The 18,132-nt window shown below is 69.1% G+C and carries 18 protein-coding genes; 11 read left to right on the top strand and 7 right to left on the bottom strand.

From position 1 onward, the window contains the following. Positions 1–627: 627 nt before the first annotated feature. Positions 628–1,041: a hypothetical protein gene (locus ACZ56U_RS39415; RefSeq protein ID WP_469088764.1), complete on the bottom strand. Its 414-nt coding sequence runs from the start codon at positions 1,039–1,041 to the stop codon at positions 628–630. 415 nt (positions 1,042–1,456) lie between these two features. Here ACZ56U_RS39415 and ACZ56U_RS39410 point away from each other — a divergent pair, with 415 nt between their 5' ends. The 5 genes from ACZ56U_RS39410 to ACZ56U_RS39390 all read left to right on the top strand — a co-directional run bounded on the left by ACZ56U_RS39410 (position 1,457) and on the right by ACZ56U_RS39390 (position 6,790). After that, positions 1,457–2,728: a ParA family protein gene (locus tag ACZ56U_RS39410; RefSeq protein WP_469088763.1), complete on the top strand. Its 1,272-nt coding sequence runs from the start codon at positions 1,457–1,459 to the stop codon at positions 2,726–2,728. Continuing rightward, positions 2,725–3,915 carry a ParB/RepB/Spo0J family partition protein gene (locus tag ACZ56U_RS39405; RefSeq protein WP_469088762.1) on the top strand — a complete coding sequence of 397 codons (1,191 nt, stop codon included), beginning with the start codon at positions 2,725–2,727 and terminating at the stop codon, positions 3,913–3,915. The genes ACZ56U_RS39410 and ACZ56U_RS39405 overlap by 4 nt, the downstream gene beginning before the upstream one ends. A 690-nt stretch (positions 3,916–4,605) precedes the next feature. Next, a complete protein-coding gene (locus tag ACZ56U_RS39400; protein WP_469088761.1) occupies positions 4,606–4,953 on the top strand; it encodes a hypothetical protein in 348 nt (115 codons plus the stop codon). A 159-nt stretch (positions 4,954–5,112) separates the two neighbouring features. Next, a complete protein-coding gene (locus ACZ56U_RS39395) occupies positions 5,113–5,868 on the top strand; it encodes an ASCH domain-containing protein (RefSeq protein ID WP_469088760.1) in 756 nt (251 codons plus the stop codon). A gap of 475 nt (positions 5,869–6,343) precedes the next feature. Continuing rightward, complete coding sequence (locus ACZ56U_RS39390) at positions 6,344–6,790, top strand: VOC family protein (RefSeq protein ID WP_469088759.1); 447 nt, start codon at positions 6,344–6,346, stop codon at positions 6,788–6,790. A 145-nt stretch (positions 6,791–6,935) separates the two neighbouring features. Here the strand turns inward: ACZ56U_RS39390 and ACZ56U_RS39385 are convergent, their stop codons facing one another. Next, the gene (locus ACZ56U_RS39385) at positions 6,936–7,505 is read right to left on the bottom strand and encodes a CGNR zinc finger domain-containing protein (RefSeq protein ID WP_469088758.1); all 570 of its coding nucleotides are present in this window, start codon (positions 7,503–7,505) and stop codon (positions 6,936–6,938) included. 250 nt (positions 7,506–7,755) lie between these two features. On the opposite strand from ACZ56U_RS39385, the gene ACZ56U_RS39380 reads away from it, so the two are divergent. Next, positions 7,756–7,950, top strand: a complete 195-nt coding sequence (locus tag ACZ56U_RS39380; protein ID WP_469088757.1) for a hypothetical protein — start codon at positions 7,756–7,758, stop codon at positions 7,948–7,950. A gap of 199 nt (positions 7,951–8,149) precedes the next feature. Here ACZ56U_RS39380 and ACZ56U_RS39375 read toward each other — a convergent pair whose 3' ends face one another. Then, complete coding sequence (locus ACZ56U_RS39375) at positions 8,150–8,722, bottom strand: transcriptional regulator (protein ID WP_469088756.1); 573 nt, start codon at positions 8,720–8,722, stop codon at positions 8,150–8,152. An 840-nt stretch (positions 8,723–9,562) separates the two neighbouring features. Here ACZ56U_RS39375 and ACZ56U_RS39370 point away from each other — a divergent pair. From ACZ56U_RS39370 to ACZ56U_RS39360, 3 genes are read left to right on the top strand one after another with little or no spacing between them, the layout of a single operon-like run. After that, positions 9,563–10,621 carry a bifunctional DNA primase/polymerase gene (locus ACZ56U_RS39370; protein WP_469088755.1) on the top strand — a complete coding sequence of 353 codons (1,059 nt, stop codon included), beginning with the start codon at positions 9,563–9,565 and terminating at the stop codon, positions 10,619–10,621. After that, positions 10,618–12,120, top strand: coding sequence for a DNA primase family protein (locus tag ACZ56U_RS39365; protein WP_469088754.1), 1,503 nt, complete (start codon positions 10,618–10,620; stop codon positions 12,118–12,120). Before ACZ56U_RS39370 ends, ACZ56U_RS39365 begins: the two co-directional genes overlap by 4 nt. Beyond that, complete coding sequence (locus ACZ56U_RS39360) at positions 12,117–12,518, top strand: DUF6009 family protein (RefSeq protein WP_469088753.1); 402 nt, start codon at positions 12,117–12,119, stop codon at positions 12,516–12,518. Before ACZ56U_RS39365 ends, ACZ56U_RS39360 begins: the two co-directional genes overlap by 4 nt. Here ACZ56U_RS39360 and ACZ56U_RS39355 read toward each other — a convergent pair. The 4 genes from ACZ56U_RS39355 to ACZ56U_RS39340 all read right to left on the bottom strand — a co-directional run bounded on the left by ACZ56U_RS39355 (position 12,502) and on the right by ACZ56U_RS39340 (position 17,071). Beyond that, on the bottom strand, positions 12,502–13,563 hold the full coding sequence (locus ACZ56U_RS39355; RefSeq protein WP_469088752.1) for an NAD-dependent epimerase/dehydratase family protein: 1,062 nt from the start codon (positions 13,561–13,563) through the stop codon (positions 12,502–12,504). The two genes, ACZ56U_RS39360 and ACZ56U_RS39355, sit on opposite strands and share 17 nt — an antisense overlap. Before the next feature lie 161 nt (positions 13,564–13,724). Beyond that, positions 13,725–14,489, bottom strand: a complete 765-nt coding sequence (locus ACZ56U_RS39350; RefSeq protein ID WP_469088751.1) for an SDR family oxidoreductase — start codon at positions 14,487–14,489, stop codon at positions 13,725–13,727. 200 nt (positions 14,490–14,689) lie between these two features. Next, positions 14,690–15,361, bottom strand: a complete 672-nt coding sequence (locus ACZ56U_RS39345) for a ScbR family autoregulator-binding transcription factor (RefSeq protein WP_469088750.1) — start codon at positions 15,359–15,361, stop codon at positions 14,690–14,692. Positions 15,362–16,099: 738 nt separating this feature from the next. Next, positions 16,100–17,071: a ScbA/BarX family gamma-butyrolactone biosynthesis protein gene (locus ACZ56U_RS39340; RefSeq protein WP_469088749.1), complete on the bottom strand. Its 972-nt coding sequence runs from the start codon at positions 17,069–17,071 to the stop codon at positions 16,100–16,102. A 354-nt stretch (positions 17,072–17,425) separates the two neighbouring features. Between ACZ56U_RS39340 and ACZ56U_RS39335 the strand changes: the two genes are divergently transcribed. Both ACZ56U_RS39335 and ACZ56U_RS39330 read left to right on the top strand, forming a co-directional pair. Next, complete coding sequence (locus ACZ56U_RS39335) at positions 17,426–17,614, top strand: acyl-CoA carboxylase subunit epsilon (protein WP_469088748.1); 189 nt, start codon at positions 17,426–17,428, stop codon at positions 17,612–17,614. A gap of 123 nt (positions 17,615–17,737) precedes the next feature. Beyond that, positions 17,738–18,132 (top strand): carboxyl transferase domain-containing protein (locus ACZ56U_RS39330; RefSeq protein WP_469088747.1); only part of this gene is annotated, 395 nt, incomplete at its 3' end.

The raw sequence follows: 18,132 nt of genomic DNA, 5'->3' as shown, positions 1-18,132 counted from the left end.
CGTTTCTCGGTGGCCGCGAGCAGGACCCGGCGGGTGGGAGGGGCGTCGTGCGGTCCGCTGCCAGGCTGGGCCGTTCGTCGTGCAGGACGGCGGCGAGTTCGGCGGCCGCGGGGGCGTTGCCTCCGAGACGGCAGGGCAGGCCCGGCACAGTAGTCAGGGGTCGCTACTCCCCCGAGGTCCCGTTGTTGGCCCGAGTCAGCGGCTCGGCGGTAGGAAGAACACCCGCCGCTTGTACGGGCCGCTGTCGGGGTTCGGTGAGGTTCTCATCTTCAGCCCTTGGTCCTCAGGGGCTCGCTGCTGAGGGGCCAGGGGCGTGGACCTGGTCGCTCCCTGAGCTCGTTGCTCTGGTGGAGGTCGTTCAGCTCTGGAGCAGCTCCACTCCCCCGGGACCTATTACGGCGTAATAGGTCCCGGGAGTTCTGGGGTGAAGCTCGCGGGTCCTTGGCTGGGGCTGCCTTGCCGACCCCAGTTCCGTGGGAGCAGCCCCGGGGGCAGGGTGCCTCCTGCGCTACCACCCTCCGGCGACGGCCTCCTGGGCTCGCCCGGTCCAGAGAAGAACGTAGGGAACTTTGATCGCCGCGCTGTGGGCTGCTCCGCGCAATGGAGTCAGGCCAAGAGAAGCCGCACCTACCGGTCTTCGGGGTCGGCGTCCCCTGCTCGCGCGGCGGCCGCCGCCTCCAGCAGGAGCCAGCCGTCGATCTCGACCGTCCGCCGCTCCCCCGGCTGCCACCCACGAGCCAACGCCACGTCGAGCAAGGCGCGGACGGCGCCCGGCTCGTGCAGGTTCAGGTCTGCGCCCCGGGCGAAGCCCACGTCTCCGGAGCCGAAGGGGGCCCCGCCCGGGATGTACCGGCCGGGCCCGTCGGCAAAAACAATGCGGAGCGGGCCGCCGGTGCCGGCTGGCTGCGGGGACAGCGTGAGTATGTGGCGGCAGTCCACGGACCGGCCGTCGTGGTCCCTTCGATGGCCGTGGCGCATCGTCCACATGTACACGCGCCCGTCGGCGACCAGTCGGCGGGGCCTTTTGGGAGAGCGGGGCATGCGGCCGAGCGTACGCGGCCGCATCCACAGGACTCCCGGGCAGTGATCAAGCCTCGTTGAGGCGAACGGGATGCTCGTCGGACTTCGGTGAGACCGGTCAAGGTCCGACGAGGCAGGACGGCTTGGGCCTGTTGTGCTGGGCCGGCGGGCTTGCCGTCTCTCAGACCTATTACGGCGTAATAGGTCTGAGGGCTCGACAGGTACTTGATGAGCCGTCGTGGCGAGCGGGTCGCGGGGAGCAGGGGCTTGTAGAGGGGAGCGCAGTCGGGGAGCCTGAGGTGCTCTGCGCGGTTCGTGTGCCCGGCCGACCTATTACGCCGTAATAGGTGTGTGAGGCTGCTCCTTCGCGTCACCAAGTCGTACTAACTAACGTGTCGATGCAGCAGATGATCTTTGACGTTAGTAAGGTAGCGCCATGAGTATGCCAGCCACCTCAAGCGACCGAGCCAAGGTCGTCTCCAAGCTGCCGGGATGGCTCCGGCAGAACCTCAAAGTCAGAACTGCCCAGCTCGGTATCGAGATTCAGACGGCCGTCGAGCAGGGCATCACCGCTTGGTGCGACCTCGCCTCTGCCACGGCAACGGTCGACACCGCAGGAGCTGAGTCCTTCTCCACCTTCCTGCCCCCTGGACAGTGGGAGGAGTTCCGGAGGAACGCGGAGGACCGCCGTGTATCCCTGATTCAAGGGCTCGCCCAGTCCGTTCAGCTGTGGCTCGACACGAACCCCGCACCGGATGTCCAGCGTCCGGCGATCACCCGCCGCATCGTCGTCTGCAATCAGAAGGGCGGAGTAGGCAAAACCGCCATCACGGCGGGCGTGGGTGAGGCCCTCTCGGAGGACCCGAACCGGCTGTTCCCCGTACGCGTCGCCAAGGCCCTGGTCTCCGCGCTCCGGGCCGGTGACGCCGAGGCTGAGGCCGACCCGAGTGCTGTTACCAACGACCCGCTCGATATCGAGAAGCTTCCAGGGCATGGGCTCCGTGTCCTGTTGGTCGACTTCGACCCGCAGTGCCACCTCACCAATCAACTGGGCGCGGCTCCCCTGGCGATGAACGGTGACAGTCTCACCAATCACATGGCCGGTGACCCCAAGGGCGAGCTGAAGGATCTGATCGTCTCGATCGACGAGGACCACTTCGGAGGGCGGCTGCACCTACTGCCCGCGTGCCATGACGCCTTCCTCCTCGATGTCCGCCTGTCCGCGGTCCGTGCCCGCGAGTCAGCTTTGGAGCGGGCCCTGACGCCGCTCGAAGCCGATTACGACGTAGTCATCGTGGACTGCCCGCCCAGCCTCGGCCTGAGCATGGACGCCGCTGCCTACTACGGACGCCGACGCGACGGTGAAGGACCTGGACAGTCCGGTGCCCTGATCGTCGTCCAGGCTGAGGACAGCTCCGCCGATGCCTATGACCTGCTGACGAACCAGATAGAGGATCTCCGTCACGACCTCGCCCTCGACATCGACTACTTGGGCATCGTCGTGAACCTCTATGACGGTCGACGTGGCTACATCGCCACATCGTCTCTGCAGGGCTGGATCGACATAAAGGATCCGAGAGTCGTCGGCCTCATCAACGACCTGAAGGAACAGAAGGAGGCCGTCCGCATGAAGCAACCACTGCTGAGCTATGCGCCGGCCTCGCAGCAGGCCATCGCCATGCGTGCACTGGCCCGGGAGATCTCATGAGCAAGGCCGACCAGCTGGGGGCCGGACGTTTCGGGGGAGCGGCCCGGCCTGTCAGCGCCCGGCGGGCCGCCATCGGTGCGGCGACCGGCGTACCGACCGACGGGGTCGCTCCTCCGAACCGACTCCCCGTCACCCGCATCAGCCCCAACCCCGAGAACCCCCGCACCTCGCTCGGTGATCTGACCGAACTCGCGGAGAGCCTCAAGGAGCACGGCCAGAAGCAGGCCATCACGGTCATGAACCGTGACGCCTACCTCAAGGCCAACCCCGCCCGTGCGAACGACCTCGAGTCCGACACCACCCATGTCGTCGTGGACGGCAGCAGCCGGCTGGCGGCCGCGCGCGCCGCAGGGCTGACCCACCTCAACGTCATGATCGACGATGAGCAGGGCACCGATGGCGACGGCATTCTCGAGTCCGCCCTCGTCGCCAACATCCATCGCAGCGACCTCGACCCCCTCGACGAGGCGAAGGCCCTGCAGCGCCTGCTCGCGATCCATGGGTCACAGGTCAAGCTCGCCAAACGGCTCAGCAAATCCCAGGGATGGGTGTCCCAGCGTCTCGCTCTGCTCAACCTGGCTCCGGAACTCCAGGCAGTTGTGGGGGAGGAGCCTGTTGAGCTTCTGCGTTCCGTCGCGAAGGAACCGCACGACAGGCAGGAGGCCGCTCTTCAGGAGCTGAAGGCCGAGCGGGCGCGTAAGGAGGCGGAACGGCGGGTGGCAGTACCCGCGCCAGCAGCGGTGCCCGGTGTCCCCCACCAGGAACCCGCAGCGGGAGAGGCTGTGGGTTCCCCCGTTGCCGACCAGCGGGATGCTGCTGCGAACTCCCCCTCGGAAGAAGAACCAGCCGCAACTGCCCAGCCGTCGGAGAGCGTTTCTCCGGTGGTCGACTCAACGCCGGGAGTCGTGGCGCCGGTTGATCCGCCGAGGGAGCCTACGAAGAAGGACGCCCCCGTGAGGACGGGGGAGACCGTGCCTGATCCTCGGGCGGCCGACAGCGTGGTCGCGGATGCGGATGCGGATGTGGAGCGGGCTCAGGTGGAGGCGGGTACTGCTCGACGACTTCCTTATGAGGATGGCGCTTTCGTCGCTATGCATCTCATCCAGAAGATGAGCGACGACGCGTTCGACAAGATGCTCGCCATCCTCACCGAGCACCAGAGCCAGCGCGTCAGGTCCCGAACCTGAGCCCTGTCAGGGTTGCGGCTGTGGCCGGTACGAGCGCTGTCTCGTACCGGCTACAGCTGTCTCTGCCTATTACGGCGTAATAGGTGAGGCCATGGGAGCGGTCGAGGGGGCGCTCCGTAGGGACATGCGGTGCGACCTGTTCCCCTCATGGCGTGAGGTGGGGGAGATGCCCGAGGTGGTCGTGGCTCAACGTGCACGAATAGGCGAGGCTCGCTGCGGGGACGGTGCCAGAGGCGGACTCCGGGCGGAGCGAGGAGAGTTACCGTTCCGCCGTACGTGAACGCCTGGACTTGAAGCACAGGCCGGGCGAGGCCCGCGCGGTTGCGGAGGCGGCAATGTGGGCGGCGGCGCCGGTGTAGGCGCATACCGCGGACCTGGTGAACGTGGCGCTGGAGGAGCTGCTCCGGCACAAGGAGCGGCTGGAGTTGCCGGCGTTCTCCACCCTGGACCGGATGGCTGCCCGTATCCGCTCCGCGGTGTCAGCCTCGCAGTGCGAGGCGATCGTCACGCCTATGGCTGACGCGGCGCGGGAGCGGGTGGCAGGCATGCTGGAGGTCGCCGGGGGCGAGTACCAGAGTCTGTTCGCGGGGATCAAGCATCCCGCCCGGCGGGCGGGCGACGTGATCGCGGTTTTGAGCGCATGCGGAGCGGGTGGAGAGGGTGAACGGGCTGGGGGATGCCATCTTCTGGGTGGGGAAGGCACCGCCGGCGAAGGTGGCCGCGCTGGCCGAGCAGATGAGGGTGCTGTCGGTGGGCGAGATGAAGGACATCGCCGAGCCCCGCCGCACCGCGATGACCGTGTGCCTGCTCGCGCAGGGGCAGGCGGCGGTGCGGGACGAGACCGTGGTGATGCGCTCCAAGCGCATGTCCCGGCACCCCAAGCGGGCCCAGGAAGAGCTGCTGGAGATCGAGCAGCGGCAGAAGGAGACCACCGAGCAGCTCCTGGTGCTGCGCTTCGGCGACTACGGCACCGCCACCCTCCACATCCCGCCCGGCCCCTACGACAGCGCGCTTCACCTGCCAGCGGACGGCCCCTGACGATGCTCTCCGCTAGGCCAGCCAAGGTAAGCCGAAACCCTGTGGAGCCCGCCTGCGGGGCCGTGGAATGCTCTTGGGCGGCTGCTGAAGGAACGGAAGGTCGAAAAGGTGTACGTCCCGTCATCTGTGCGAGCTCTTGATGATGATGAGCGTGAGCTCGTGGAGCTGGCACGCCGCACCATAGACGCGCATACTGACGCCGGGCCCGATGAAGATGGGATCCATACGGTGGGCGCCGCGGTCATGGCCGCCGACTACCGGATGTTCGCTGGCGTGAACCTCTACCACTTCACCGGCGGGCCCTGCGCCGAACTCGTAGCTCTGGGAGCTGCGCGGGCCCAGGGTGCCCGGCAGATGCGCTGCATCGTCGCCGTGGGAAACCATGGGCGCGGGGTCATCGGCCCGTGCGGGCGCGATCGGCAGGTCTTCGTGGACTACTACCCCACCATGCGCGTCATCGTGCCCACTCCCGCGGGGCTCAGGTCCGTGCTCGCCGCCGACCTGATGCCGCTGGCTCAGCGATGGACCCCGGAGGCGGGCATGAACGGTCTCGACCCATCGCTCTACCAAGACCCCGAGACGGCCGGTCCCCCGATCATTCGGTTAAACCCCCGCTACCTCGAAGTCGTCTGCTCTGGCACCAAGACCAAGACCACCCGTTTCCGGGACCCGGCGCGGCTCGGCCCGGCACGGCTGGTGTTTGAGAGCGACCCTGAAGTCGTCCTGTCGGCAGAGGTGACCGGCATCAGGCACTGCCCGGTCAGTGACCTCACCGACCGGGACGCCCAAGCTGAAGGGCTGACGACCGCAGCCGAACTCCGGGAAGTTCTCAAGGGCCACTACCCAGGTCTGACGGGAACCGACGAAGTCGACGTCATCACCTTCCAGATCAACGACAAGGAGGGCGTCGCTTAAACCGTGGATGCGCCAACGACGGCTGGGCCGCAATTTCAAGAATCAGAATCGGTCCGAGGCTAGATCGTTTTGTCATGCAAGCCTCAGGCGCAGCTCCTGAACGGCAACGGCGATTCGCCCGCTCTCTGTGTATTCGCTAGGCAGGGGGCACTCCCTGGGGCACTCCCAGCAGCAGGCCCCTAGTAGCTTGAAGCTCTTCATCACCGGCTTGACTGGTGACGCTGGCGGCTGTCATGATTTCGTCACCGCTCTAACAGGTGATGTGGATGCAGCGGGTGACCTGCTCAGAGACGGGCAATGACCTCTCGGCCCAGATCGGGGGCGCAGCACAGCCCCGGCACGCCGCTGCTAGGTGTGGCGCGCAGGTGTGGGGCCGGCTGGAGACGGTTCCGGCAGCGGATCGGGTCATCCCGCCAGGGGCTCACCGTCACCTGACTGAGGCGACATATGTCGACCCGAAAGTGAGATCACAGCCATGGATATGAAGCTTGAAGTCGTCATCCTGCCCGTGTCCGACGTGGACCGGGCCAAGGGCTTCTACGTCGAGAGGCTCGGCTGGCGCCTCGACGCCGACTTCCCGATCAGTGACGGTTATCGGATCGTGCAGGTGACGCCGCCGGGCTCCGAGTGCTCGATCATCTTCGGGGAGGGGCTCACCCGCCAGGAGCCGGGCACGCTCCACGGCCTTCAGCTGACCGTCACCGACATCCTCAAGGCCCAAGAGGAGCTGACCTCGTACGGTGTGGAGGTCCACGGCCCCTTCCGCGACGAGACGGGCGCCTTTCACCACGCCGGTGACACTCACCGCGTCCCGGGGCTGCACCCGGAGCGGGCCAGCTACGGCACCTTCGCCGCCTTCAAGGACCCGGACGGCAACGAGTGGTTCCTCCAGGAAGTCACCGAGCGGGCCCCCGGCCGCTGAGACCTGCCGCCCTCTCATCCGCCCGGCACTCAGCCACCACACGTAAGTGTCGGCTTGACCGCGCGCGAGGACCGAACGTTTCGGCCGGGGCGTCGAGGTCGCCGACCAAGAGATCGGGCCCTCGCGGGCCCCGCCCAGTACCGCCTCAACTCCTCGTCGCTGCTCCCGCCGGCGCGGACTTCTTGCGGGCGCGGTATGCGGCGGCCTTGATCTTGTTGCCGCAGGATTCCATGCCGCACCACTGGCGCCGCATGCCGCGGGAGCGGTCGATGTAGATCCGGGTGCACTCGGGGTTGCCGCACTCCTTCAGCAGCGGCACGTCCGGGCCGCTGAGCAGCTCCACCGCCTGCCGGGCGAGCGTTGCCAGCGCCTGCTCGGGGGAGGCCTCGGTGAGCCGTCCGGTCGGGGTGAGCTGGGGCGTCACGGGGGTCTTGCGGGCGGCGGCGTTGAGCGTCTCCAGGGCCTTCGGGTCGAACTCCTCGCCGAGGCGGCGGTTGGTGACGAGCCGGTAGATGGCCTCGCGTACCGCCGTGGCCTCCTGGACGTCGTCCTCCTGGCCCGGGGTGATCGTGTCCACCAGTCCGGACTCCAGGTACCAGGCGTTCAGTCGCTCCGGCGTCACGAACATCTCGAACCGGGTCGAACGTCGGGCCCGGAGGGTGGCCGCGAAGTCGAGCGCCGGGTGGCCGCAGACGAAGACGTGGTCAAGATTCACATCACCATCTTGACAGGTGACGCTGCTCGGGGGCAAGAACGCCACCTTGCCATCGCCGGGCACCTCCGCCGACAGCAAGGGCCGTCACCCGCGCCGCCTCCGGATCGCCTCGCTCGGCGACGCCGGGCAGCGGGCTCCAGAACCGCCCCTCAGAGCCGTCACCGGCTTGACAGGTGACGCCGCTGAGGCGCACGCTGTTGACGGTCCCGGCCGACGGGGCCGTTCACCAGTGATGAAGTGGAGGCCGGCCATGAGTCAGGAAGCCGTGTTGGACGTCGCCGCAGCGACCCGCCACGCACGTTTCGGCAAGCTGCCCGAGCGCATCCGGTACGAGGACATGACGGAAGTGGCGCAGTCCGAGCCGCACGGCGGCGCGAACGACGTGCCCGGCGAGACGGCCGCCTGGCGCACCTTCTCGTGTCTCGCCCTCGACCTGGGGCTGTAGCCCGGCAACGTCCTCAAGGAAGCCCGCGGCTTTCGAGGCGCCCGCTGCCGCACGCCGTCGCAAACCACCGCGCCTGGACACCGCGCGCCCTCGACCGGGCTGAGCCCCCCTGGGGCCGCCTGTCCGCCGACGCGTGCCGCCAACCGGCACGAGAGCCACCCCCAGGCCCGCGCCGCCGCCCGGGCCCCTCCCGGTGACGTCAGGCAGCGAAACCCACGTTCGTGACGTACTCGTACTGGCCCCACTGCGAGCCCAGGTCCACGATCTGGTCGACCCAGGCGTCGTCGAGGGCCTGGAGGTTGTCGGTGGCCCAGGCTTCGACGATGCGGTCCCAGTGGCGGATGTTGAGGGTGCGGAACTCCACCACGCGCTGGCGGGGTCGGGCCACCTGGGACTGGTTGATGGGGTGGATCTCGACCCGGGTGCCGCGGCCCTCGCGGTTGAGGCGGGCCAGGAGGTAGCGGGCGGTGTTGTGGCGGCGGACGGTGCGGTAGGCCTGCTCGATGCGGTCGAGGTTCTTCTTGGAGGGGCTGCGCCTTCCGTCCAGCCAGGCCTTGAGCGTGCGCTCGGTGACCGTCAGTCCCGCGGCGCGTGCGGCGGCCCGGGCGTGGTCGGTGCGGGTGAGGTAGTGCAGGCGGGCCAGCAGACCGCGGCGGGCGGTGACGGGGGTGGCGATGTACCCGGCGAGGGCGTCGAGCCGGCGGGCGACCGCTTCGTAGCCCTTGATGCCGCGGGCGCCGTAGATGCCGAACTGTTGGATGCGATCCGGCACTTCGTCTCCTCCCTCGCCCCGGGGTGTCGGCCCGCCGTCCGGATCGGGACGGGCTCGGGGTTCTCGCAGGAGATCAGTATGGGCCAGCGGGGGAGGAAGTCCCGCGCAGGGGGCACGGGTGTTGCCGCGGGGAGCCCGGCCAGGGCGGCGGGGTGTGGGTCGCTGTCGGTCGCTGCCAAGAGGTCCCAGGTCAGGGCGGCTTGGGCGGGGGACAGCGACTGAAGCGATTGAGAGTCGGGGTTGTGCCCCGGGCTGCGCCCGCACCGGTGCTTTTCGGACGGGACGGGCCGGCTCCCCTTCAGGTCGGCTCCAGAGTCGCTTGAGTCGCTTCGGTTGTTGGGTCGCTGAGGGGCGTCCGCTTCAGTCGCTGCCTGCCTGAGGCCCGGAAAACGAGCAGCGACTGAAGAGCAGCGACCAAGACCGGCTTGAGTCGCCTTCGGTCGCTGAGAAGAAGTACCAGGTCAGGCGGGGTGCAGCTGGGAAAACAGCGACTGAAGCGACTCAAGCCCCGGGTATATGAAGACATTCGCGTGTGTGCGTGTGTGCGCGTGCGCGTCATATATACAGTCGCTTAGTCGCTTCAGTCGCTGTTTGGGTCTTGTCTCTATCGCTGACCTGCGGTTTTCTCCGAGCGACTGAAGAGCTACCGAAGACGCTCAGTCGCTGGGTCGCTTCTCGGTCAGTCGCTGACCCCTCGAAGTGAATCGAATCTTTGTTTTCCACAGGGGGCCCTCGGTTCCCGCTTGCTTCGCTAGGCTGTTCCGGTCGCTCAGTCGCTTCGGTCGCTGGTGGGGGGTGCGCATGGCCTCTGAGCTGCACAACTCACGTAGCTACTCATCTGTGTCCGCCCCGGTCGCGGGCGCGTTGAGGACGGCTCGGTGGTGTGCCAGCCGGGGATGGCCCGTCCATCCGCTGGCCCCGGGGCGTAAGACCCCCGCGGGCAATTGCGAGGACTGCCGTCGACCCGGCCATCACCACAAGGGCTGCGGCTGCCCGGCCGCGGGTCGCTGGTGCCACGGATTCCACGCGGCCACCCTCGACTTCACCAGGATCGAGCAGTGGTGGGGCGCCAACCCGGGCTTCGGCGTGGGCATCTCCTGCGGGCCCGCCGGTCTGCTGGTCATCGACATCGACGCGCACGAACGCCAACTCCCCGACCGGGACCGCCTACTGCCGGGAATCGCGATCTCCGACGACATCGATCTGAGCGGGCTGGCCAACGGCTTCCACACCCTCGGCGTGCTGGCCGCCCTGCGCGGCTTCCCCAGCCCCGCCGGCGACGAGACGACCCTCCGCGTCAGGACCCCCTCGGGCGGCCTGCACGTCTGGTACCGGGCGCACAGCGGGCACCGCTGGCAGTGCTCCACCGGCTCCGGCGGCCGCGCACTGGCCTGGCAGGTCGACATACGGGCGCACGGCGGCTACATCGTCGCCCCGGGCACCGTGACCGACGCCGGGGCGTACGAGCCCGTGGGCCCCGCACGGGAGCCCGCGCCGCTGCCCGACTGGCTCGCCCGCGAACTGGAGCGCACCGGGCATCTGCCGCCCGCGTACGTGCCCACGCCGCGACCGGTGCCCCCCAGGGCCCGTCAGGCCGTCCTGGCCGCGGGCGGCGGCCACGGTGCCGTGAACCGCGCCCTGGGCGCGCTGCTCGCGGAGGTGGCCGCCTGCGCCGCCGTGACCGAAGGGGCGGCGTTCTCCGAGAAGTTGAACCGAGCCGCCTACACCGCGGGCGGGCTCGTGGCCGGCGGGCAGCTCGAGGCGACGGAGGCCGAGCGGATCCTCGGCGAGGCCGCCGAGCACGCCCGCCCGGGCCAGGAACGCCGTTACCGGGCCATCATCCGCAGCGGTCTGAACGCCGGTCGGCTCCGCCCACTGGCCCCGGGAGGCCGGGTATGACGTCCCGCCAGGACGACGCCCTCTTCGACGCCCAGGCCGTCGCCGCGCAGATCCTCGCGCAGCCGGTGCCGCCCGGCCGCTCCGAGGAGGACATCCCCGCGCAGACGGCGGCGGCCACGGCCGACGGACTGCTGCCCGACACCCTCAGCGACCGGGGCAACGCCAAGCTGTTCGTCAAGCTCTACTCCAACGACTACCGGCACGTGCCCGGGCTCGGCTGGTTCCGCTGGGACAGCACGCGCTGGCAGATCGACGAGGACGACACCGTGATGTGGGCCGCCGGTGACCTCGCGGAGTCCCTGGCGAGCAACGACCCGCGCGGGGTGTTCACCTCCGTGGCGCTCCAGCAGCACCGCCGCCGGGCCCTGAGCACCGGCGGGATGAACGCCATGCTCGCGCAGGCCCGGACCGCGCCCGGCATGGTGCTCAACGCCGCCCGCCTGGACGCCGACCCGTACGCGCTGTGCACCCCGGCCGGCATCGTGGACCTGCGCACCGGGCTGATCCGTACGCCCGACCCCGACAAGGACTTCCACTCCCGCTCCACCACCGCCGCCCCCCAGCCGATGCCCACCCCGCGCTGGGACCGGTTCCTCACCGACACCTTCGGTGACGGGCCCGAGGGCGCGGAGATGATCGACTTCCTGCATCTGCTGCTGGGGTACTCCATCACCGGGGACGTGGGCGGACAGGTCATGCCGTTCCTGTTCGGGTCCGGCAAGAACGGCAAGTCGGTGCTGCTGGACGTGCTGATGAAGCTGGTGGGGGACTACGCGGATGCCGCGCCGCCCGGATTCCTGATGGCCCGGCCCTACGAGGGGCACCCCACCGACCTGGCCGAGCTGCACGGACGGCGGGTCATCGTGTGCAGCGAGGTCAAGCCGGGGGACCGCTTCGACGAGGCCCGGGTGAAGCTGCTGACCGGCGGTGACCGGATCAAGGCCCGCCGGATGCGGCAGGACTTCTTCAGCTTCCAACCCACCCACAAACTCTGGCTGCTGGGCAACCACCGGCCCGAGGTCGGCACCGGCGGCTTCGCGTTCTGGCGGCGGATGCGGCTGATCCCGTTCGAGCGGGTCGTCCCCGACCACCGCAAGATCGACAACCTGGCCGACATCCTCGTCACGGAGGAGGGCCCGGGGATCCTCAACTGGCTGATCCTGGGCGCCCGCCGCTACCTGAGCGGCGAGAAGGACCTGGCCGGCCCCGAGCGCGTACGGATCGCCACCACGGCCTACGCGGAGACCGAGGACCACACCGGGCGCTTTCTCTCCGAATCCTGCCGGATCGCCCCGGAGCTGAGAGCGGAACAGGCACAGCTCTACGCGGTCTATAAGACGTGGTGTCAGAATGAGGGGGCCCCGGCGATCTCGTCCCGGGCCTTCGCGGCACGGGTCCGAGAGGTGGTGGGACTGGCCTCTCCGAAGGAGATGATCCTGTCCAACCAGCGCAAGTACTACCCGGGCATCGGACTGGTCGCCGACGAGGAGACAGCATGAGCGCGCTCATCACCGAGGACGAGCTCGTTCACGAGGACGACTTCGTCTGGCTCGAGGACATCAGCGCGCTCGACTACGTACGCCAGAGCCTGGACCGGCTGCCGACGCGCCGCGGCAAGCCCCCCTACCACCGCGACGGCCGCATGGTCGGCTACGCGCTGCTGGGTTCCGGGGCCAAGCCGTCCCGGTCCTCGGGCACGTTCCGGCGCCGGGTGTTCTGGCTGCTGCCGCACGATCGCGACACCGACCCCGAGGGCCTGTACGCGACGGGCGCGCCCGCCGAGGCCGTGGACCCGCGCACACTGGCACCGGGCAGCAAGGGCTGCAAGACGGAGCGGTCGGAGGGCGGGCCGCCGTCCTCGGCGATGCGTGCGCTGGGAATCACGCTGCCGCTGTGACGGTGGCCTGGAAGCCGACCAGGGACCGGCCGGTGCCCGAGGGCGTGAGGGCTTCGGGAGCCAGCTGCTTGGCGTACCAGGCGGAGCAGGCGGCCAGGCGCCGTTCGAAGCCCGGGCCCGGGTGCAGGCCGGTCCGCTGCCAGATGCGGCTGGTGTCGAACCAGCAGTCCTCGGTGAGCAGGGCGTACTGGTGGTCGGAGAGGTCGGGTACGAGCTGCCGCACCAGCGCGCGGTGTTCCCCGAGCGACACCTCCTGCGCCATCGGCAGCCGAAGGAAGGCGCGCATCTTCGCGTACAGCTCGTCCATGGGCAGGGGACGGGGATCGGCCACGTGGTACGTCTCGCCGTCGTGCCCGGACTGCCGCGTCAGCGCGACGATCACACGGGCCAGGTCCTCGGCCGCGATGACGGAGGCCCGGGGCGACGCCCCGGCGGGCCAGTAGGGCGCCTGCCGCAGCACATGGGCCAGGGTGGGGATGAACCAGCGGTCCCCGACGCCGTAGATGAGGTGAGGGCGCAGGACGGTGCCGCCCGCGGCTCGGACGGCCTCCTCGGCCCGCAGTCGCGAGATGCTGGCCGGTGAGGCAGGGGAGGGCGCCAACTGCCCCTCGGCAGGCCCGCGATGGGGACCCATGCCGTAGACCGAGGCGGTGCTGACGTAGAGGAAGCGCCGCACTCCGCTGCGGCGGGCCTCCTCCAGCAGGGCCTGGGTGCCCAGGTAGTTGATGTCGTGGCACTTCTGCATGTCGCGGCCCACGTAACTGGCGGCGTGGATCACCGTCTCGACGCCCTCGCAGACACCGTGCAGGGTGGACGGGTCGGTGATGTCGCCGGCCACGTGCCGTACTCCGTTGGCCGCCGCCACGTGAGGCAGCGTGCGGGACAGCACGCGGATCGCGGACGTGGTGCCGGGCGAGGAGTGCTCGCGGGTCAGTTCCCTCAGGACGGCGCTGCCGATGAAACCGGTGCCTCCGACGACCAGGACAGGGCCGGTGTCGGTTCCGGCCGCCGTGGCAGCGCTGGGCCTCGATGTCAGAGAGAGCATGACTGGGCTCCTTGGAAAGGTAGGCATCCTGGCGCTCTGGCGAGCGCGGCCTCCACAGTCAGAAACATACCGCTGATACGGTTTGTTTTAAAGGGGGATTCGGTCCCCGGGCGAGCGCACACAGCGCCCCGGGGGCACCAGAGGGGGAGGACGGCGCACCGTCAGAGGCCGGATCCGCCACTGGCGTCGAGGCACTGACCGGTGATCCAGCGGGACGCGTCCGACGCCAGGAACCCGACGATCTCGGCGATGTCGGACGGCTGGCCCAGCCGGTTGAAGACGGACCAGCCGGCGAGTCGCGCCGCGGCCTCCTCGGTGGCCCGCCTGTCGGCGTTCATGTCGGTCGCCACGAACCCGGGGCCGACCGCGTTCACCGTGATGCCCCGAGGGCCGAGCTCCTTGGCCAGGGCGAGGGTGAAGGTGTTCAGGGCCCCTTTGGTCATCGAGTACACGACGGACTCGGGGTACGCGATCCGGGTGGCCGCCGACGAGACGTTGATGATGCGGCCGCCGTCGCGCAGGTTCTTGAGGCCCCGCTGCACGAGGAACAGCAGAGACCGGGTGTTCACCGCGAAGAGGCGGTCGAACAGCTCGGGCGTCACTTCGTGGATCCGAGCGGACCCGCTGACGGCCGCGTTGTTGACGAGAATGTCGAACTCGGGCCCCTGCCCCTGCTGCGCCAGGCCGTTCTCCACCTGGGAGTACAGCGTCTCGACATCGCCCGGTGCGCCCAGTTCGGCCCGGACGGCAAAGGCCCGCCCGCCGTCCCGGCCGATCAACTCGAGGGTCTCACGCGCCGCTTGTTCGTTCTCGCCGTAGTGAACCGCGACCAGCGCGCCCTGGCGCGCGAGTTCGCGCGCGATCCCTCTGCCGATACCCCGGCTCGCCCCCGTGACCAGCGCCGTCTTTCCGACGAGCGATCCCATGCCCCCAACCCCCCTGCAGCAGACGGTGGATGTACCGGCGTACATGCCTATCGGCGTGCGCTGAGGGGTGTGGGGGAACCCCTACTACCGGTACCGAGCGTCTGAACTGCCCAACGTCTCGAAACCGGATGTGACTCTCGAGCCCAACTTACACGCGGACCGGGGGTAACAGGGTGCGGCTCAGGGCTCCGCCCCGCTGCTCAGTCGATCGAGACCGGGGTCCTGTGCTCCTCCATCAGGCCTTGGACCTCTTCGAACACCTCGGCTCCCCGGGACGCGGACAGCCGCAGGGAGGCGATCACCGAGGGCTGCGCCAGAGCGGGCAGCAGATGGCGCATCAACTCGCTGACCCTGCCGGTGAGGTCCTGGTATCCGCTCAGGACCTGGGACATGGACTGGATGCCGGCGAAGGACCCCACGAACACGTCCGAGGACTGGGCCGGTACGACCTGCGACAGCAGCTCGCCCTGGGCCTGCGCCTGCTTCAGCAGGTCATGCGTGATCCCGCTCCAGCGCAGGAACGGACCCGTACGGTCCAGGCCGGTCGCCGTCTGGTCCATGGCCAGGCGCACACTCGCGCGCACCATGGGGTCGGTCTGCAACCGGTAGGCGTGCAGCATCGCGGCATCCACCAGCTCCTGGAGCTTGCAGGGCCTGCTGGGGATGGCGAACTGGATGTGCTGCGCGTCGAGCACGCCGAACGCCAGCTCCTCCTTGGAGTTGAAGTGGAAGTACAAGGCTCCCTTGGTGACGCCCGCCGTGGAGAGGATCTCCGAGATCGTGGCGGCCTGGTAGCCGTGTTCCTCGAAGACCTTGGCCGCTGCCGTGAGGATCGTTCCACGTGTGCGGATCGCCCTGTCCTGTTTCGCCACTATCGGCGCCTCCTCTGATCCAGCCCGAAGGCCCACTAAAAAAACCGCCCAGTTTGTATCTTACAGACAACGCGAGATCGCGCATCCTTCTGTCCGTACGGCCTTCAATGAGTTGCGGAAAACCGTCGGGTCGGGCGGGGGAGGGGCGGCCGTTCGATCTCGGTGCGCGCGGGCGCCGCACGCGACCGGGCCGGGGCAGGCGCCGGTGATCCCGGTGTCGGCGAGTGGTGCGAGCGGCGGGCGGTGATTTGGTTGGGCGGCTTCCGGCCGAACTGCGTGTCCGCACGATGGCCAGGTGTTCCGCGCGGTCCGCGAGAGGCGCCCGCGGTGGCGGGGAGCGCTACGGGCGCCTTGAGGACGCGGGCGCGCCGATCGGTGCGGGCGGCCGGTGAGCCTCGTCGCCGCGCGCGGCGACGAGGCCGTTGGCCAGGCCCCCGTGCGTCGCGGAAATGGCCGGAGTGCGACGGGTGGCAAGGGCGTGCCGGGCGGGTGCTGCCGCGGTGCTCCACCGGCGGGGAGGGAACCTTCCGCGGCCGGTGCCCGGCGGGCGCCGAGGAGTTCGGCGGCCCGCGTCCGTCCGGCGGGCTCGTGTCGTGCGGTGGGGGGAGGGGGCGGCGTCGAACAGGCGCGGACCGCGCCGAAGGTGGCGCCGGGCGCCTTCCGCGCGGGGGCAGGACGCTCCGGCGCGGAAGGCGAGGCCGTCGCCGGCGCAGCGGGGTCCCGCTGCGCCGGCGGCCGTCAGGCGGAGAGCGGCGCCATGGTCACGGTGGACCGGAACACGGGCGTCTCGTCCTGGTAGCCGGTCACGAGGACACGCTCGCCCCGGCCCGTGGCCGAGTCAGGCAGCTGTTGTGCCTCGATCACACAAGGAGCGTCCAGTTCCACGTACTTCATGAACTCACTGCTGAAGTCCACGGGCAGGCAAGGGCCGCCCAGGAGCGCGGTCGAGGCCTGCCGGGCCGCTTCCAGCAGCACCATGCCGGGCACGTGGTCGACCGGGTGGTCGAAGAGGATGGGGTGGCGGGTGTCGACCCTCAACAGCCAGCGGTTCGGTTCCCCGATGGGGGACAGCACGACGTCCATCGGGGAGATCCGACCGACGTTCTGAGGCGCCGTCGGGGCGGTGAGCGGCAGTTGCCGCTGCGTCATGTCGCCGCGATCGCCGCGCAGTCGCTCGTAGACCTTGGCGGAGGTGCAGGTGAAGTTGGCGCTTCCGGTCGCGGCGACCTGGCCGTTGCGGCGGATCACCGCGTTGTAGCGGCAGCCCGCCAGCCTGTTGCCGCGCAGCTTGACGTCCTCGCAGGTCATCTCGACGTCGACCGAGGCGGGCGCGGTGCCGACCTGAAGGACCTCCGGCTCTACGGAGACGGACAGGTCCCACATCAGGAAGTGGTAGCCGAGCGGGACGCCGAACTCCGCGTGCGTCAGGAGTGTCCCTGCCTGCCGGATCGTTTCCGCCACGATGAGCGGGTCGTGGCAGCCGTCGACGTTGGCGAAGAAGCTGTGCCCGCGGGGCCACTGGGCGGCGACGGTGAAGTGGTCCTTGCCCACCCGCTCCCAGTCAGTCAGCATGACTTCAGCGACACTCGCGCGGTGGACGAGTTCCTTGGGAACAGTGGTGGTCAGGGACCGGTAGAGCAGGACACGGGCCTCGGTAGAGGCCGTCGTGTCGCTGTCTCTGAGCGCCGCGCTGGGTATCGCACGATTCACGTGGAACGTACTCGTAGACACAGTTCCCCCCTGAGCCGCCTCGGCTTGAATGTGAGTGGTGGATCCCTCAGGACAGTGAAGATACATACCACCCGGTTTAATTTCTAGAAGGAATGGCACAGTCAGCCCTGCGATAAATGGAGCCATGCGTTCCTGAATGTGGAGATGATCACCGGACGTCTCCCGGGGTGTGGGACCCCCCGCACGTGTCCCGTTCTGCGCCCGTTCCCGTAGCCCCGCCGTCTGCCGGGCTATGGGGCGCGGCCCGCTCTCCACCTCAAGCGATCTGAAAGTCGTCCTTGAGTGGCGTCCCCGACCGTGTCTGCAGGCCCGACATGAAGGGGGATCGGTCGCGTGGAGACGGGAGAAGCCGTGATCAGGGTGGAGCGAGGGCGGCCTGACGAGGCAGAACTGGCCGCCGTGGTCGCTGTGCTGCTCAGTGTGCGGGCGGGTGGGGACGAGGCGGCCGAGGAGCCGCCGGCGGCTGAAATTCGCTGGTGGGCAGAGCCGGACCGCTACGCGGCACCCGAGAGCTGGCGTTGATGCCGAGGTGTATCTCCCGATTTCCTTCACTCTTTAACCAGAAACCGCATATGCGGTTTGTTACGATGGCTTCACGGACCCGGGGCGGGACCTCCTCGGCCTTGTCCCAGGAAGGCACCTGACATGGCTATGACGAGCCGGGCATCGATGGAACCGGGACCCGCCGACATCCGCGGGCGCGTGGCGGAACTGGACAGCATCCGTGAGAAGGCGCTGGCCGGTCCCAGTCAGCAGGCGACCGAGGCGCAGCACGCCAAAGGCAAGCTGACCGCCCGGGAACGCATCGAACTGCTGCTGGACCCGGGGTCCTTCCAGGAGGTCGAGCAACTGCGGCGGCACCGGGCCACCGGTTTTGGCCTGGAGGTGAAGAAGCCGTACACGGACGGTGTGATCACCGGCTGGGGCACGGTCGAGGGGCGTACCGTCTTCGTGTACGCGCACGACTTCCGGATCTTCGGCGGCGCCCTGGGCGAGGCCCACGCCACGAAGATCCACAAGATCATGGACATGGCCATCGC

The organism is Streptomyces sp. NPDC034103, from assembly GCF_055575395.1.
Note: the sequence above shows the minus strand (reverse complement) of the source record. Positions and strands in the feature narration are given on the sequence as shown.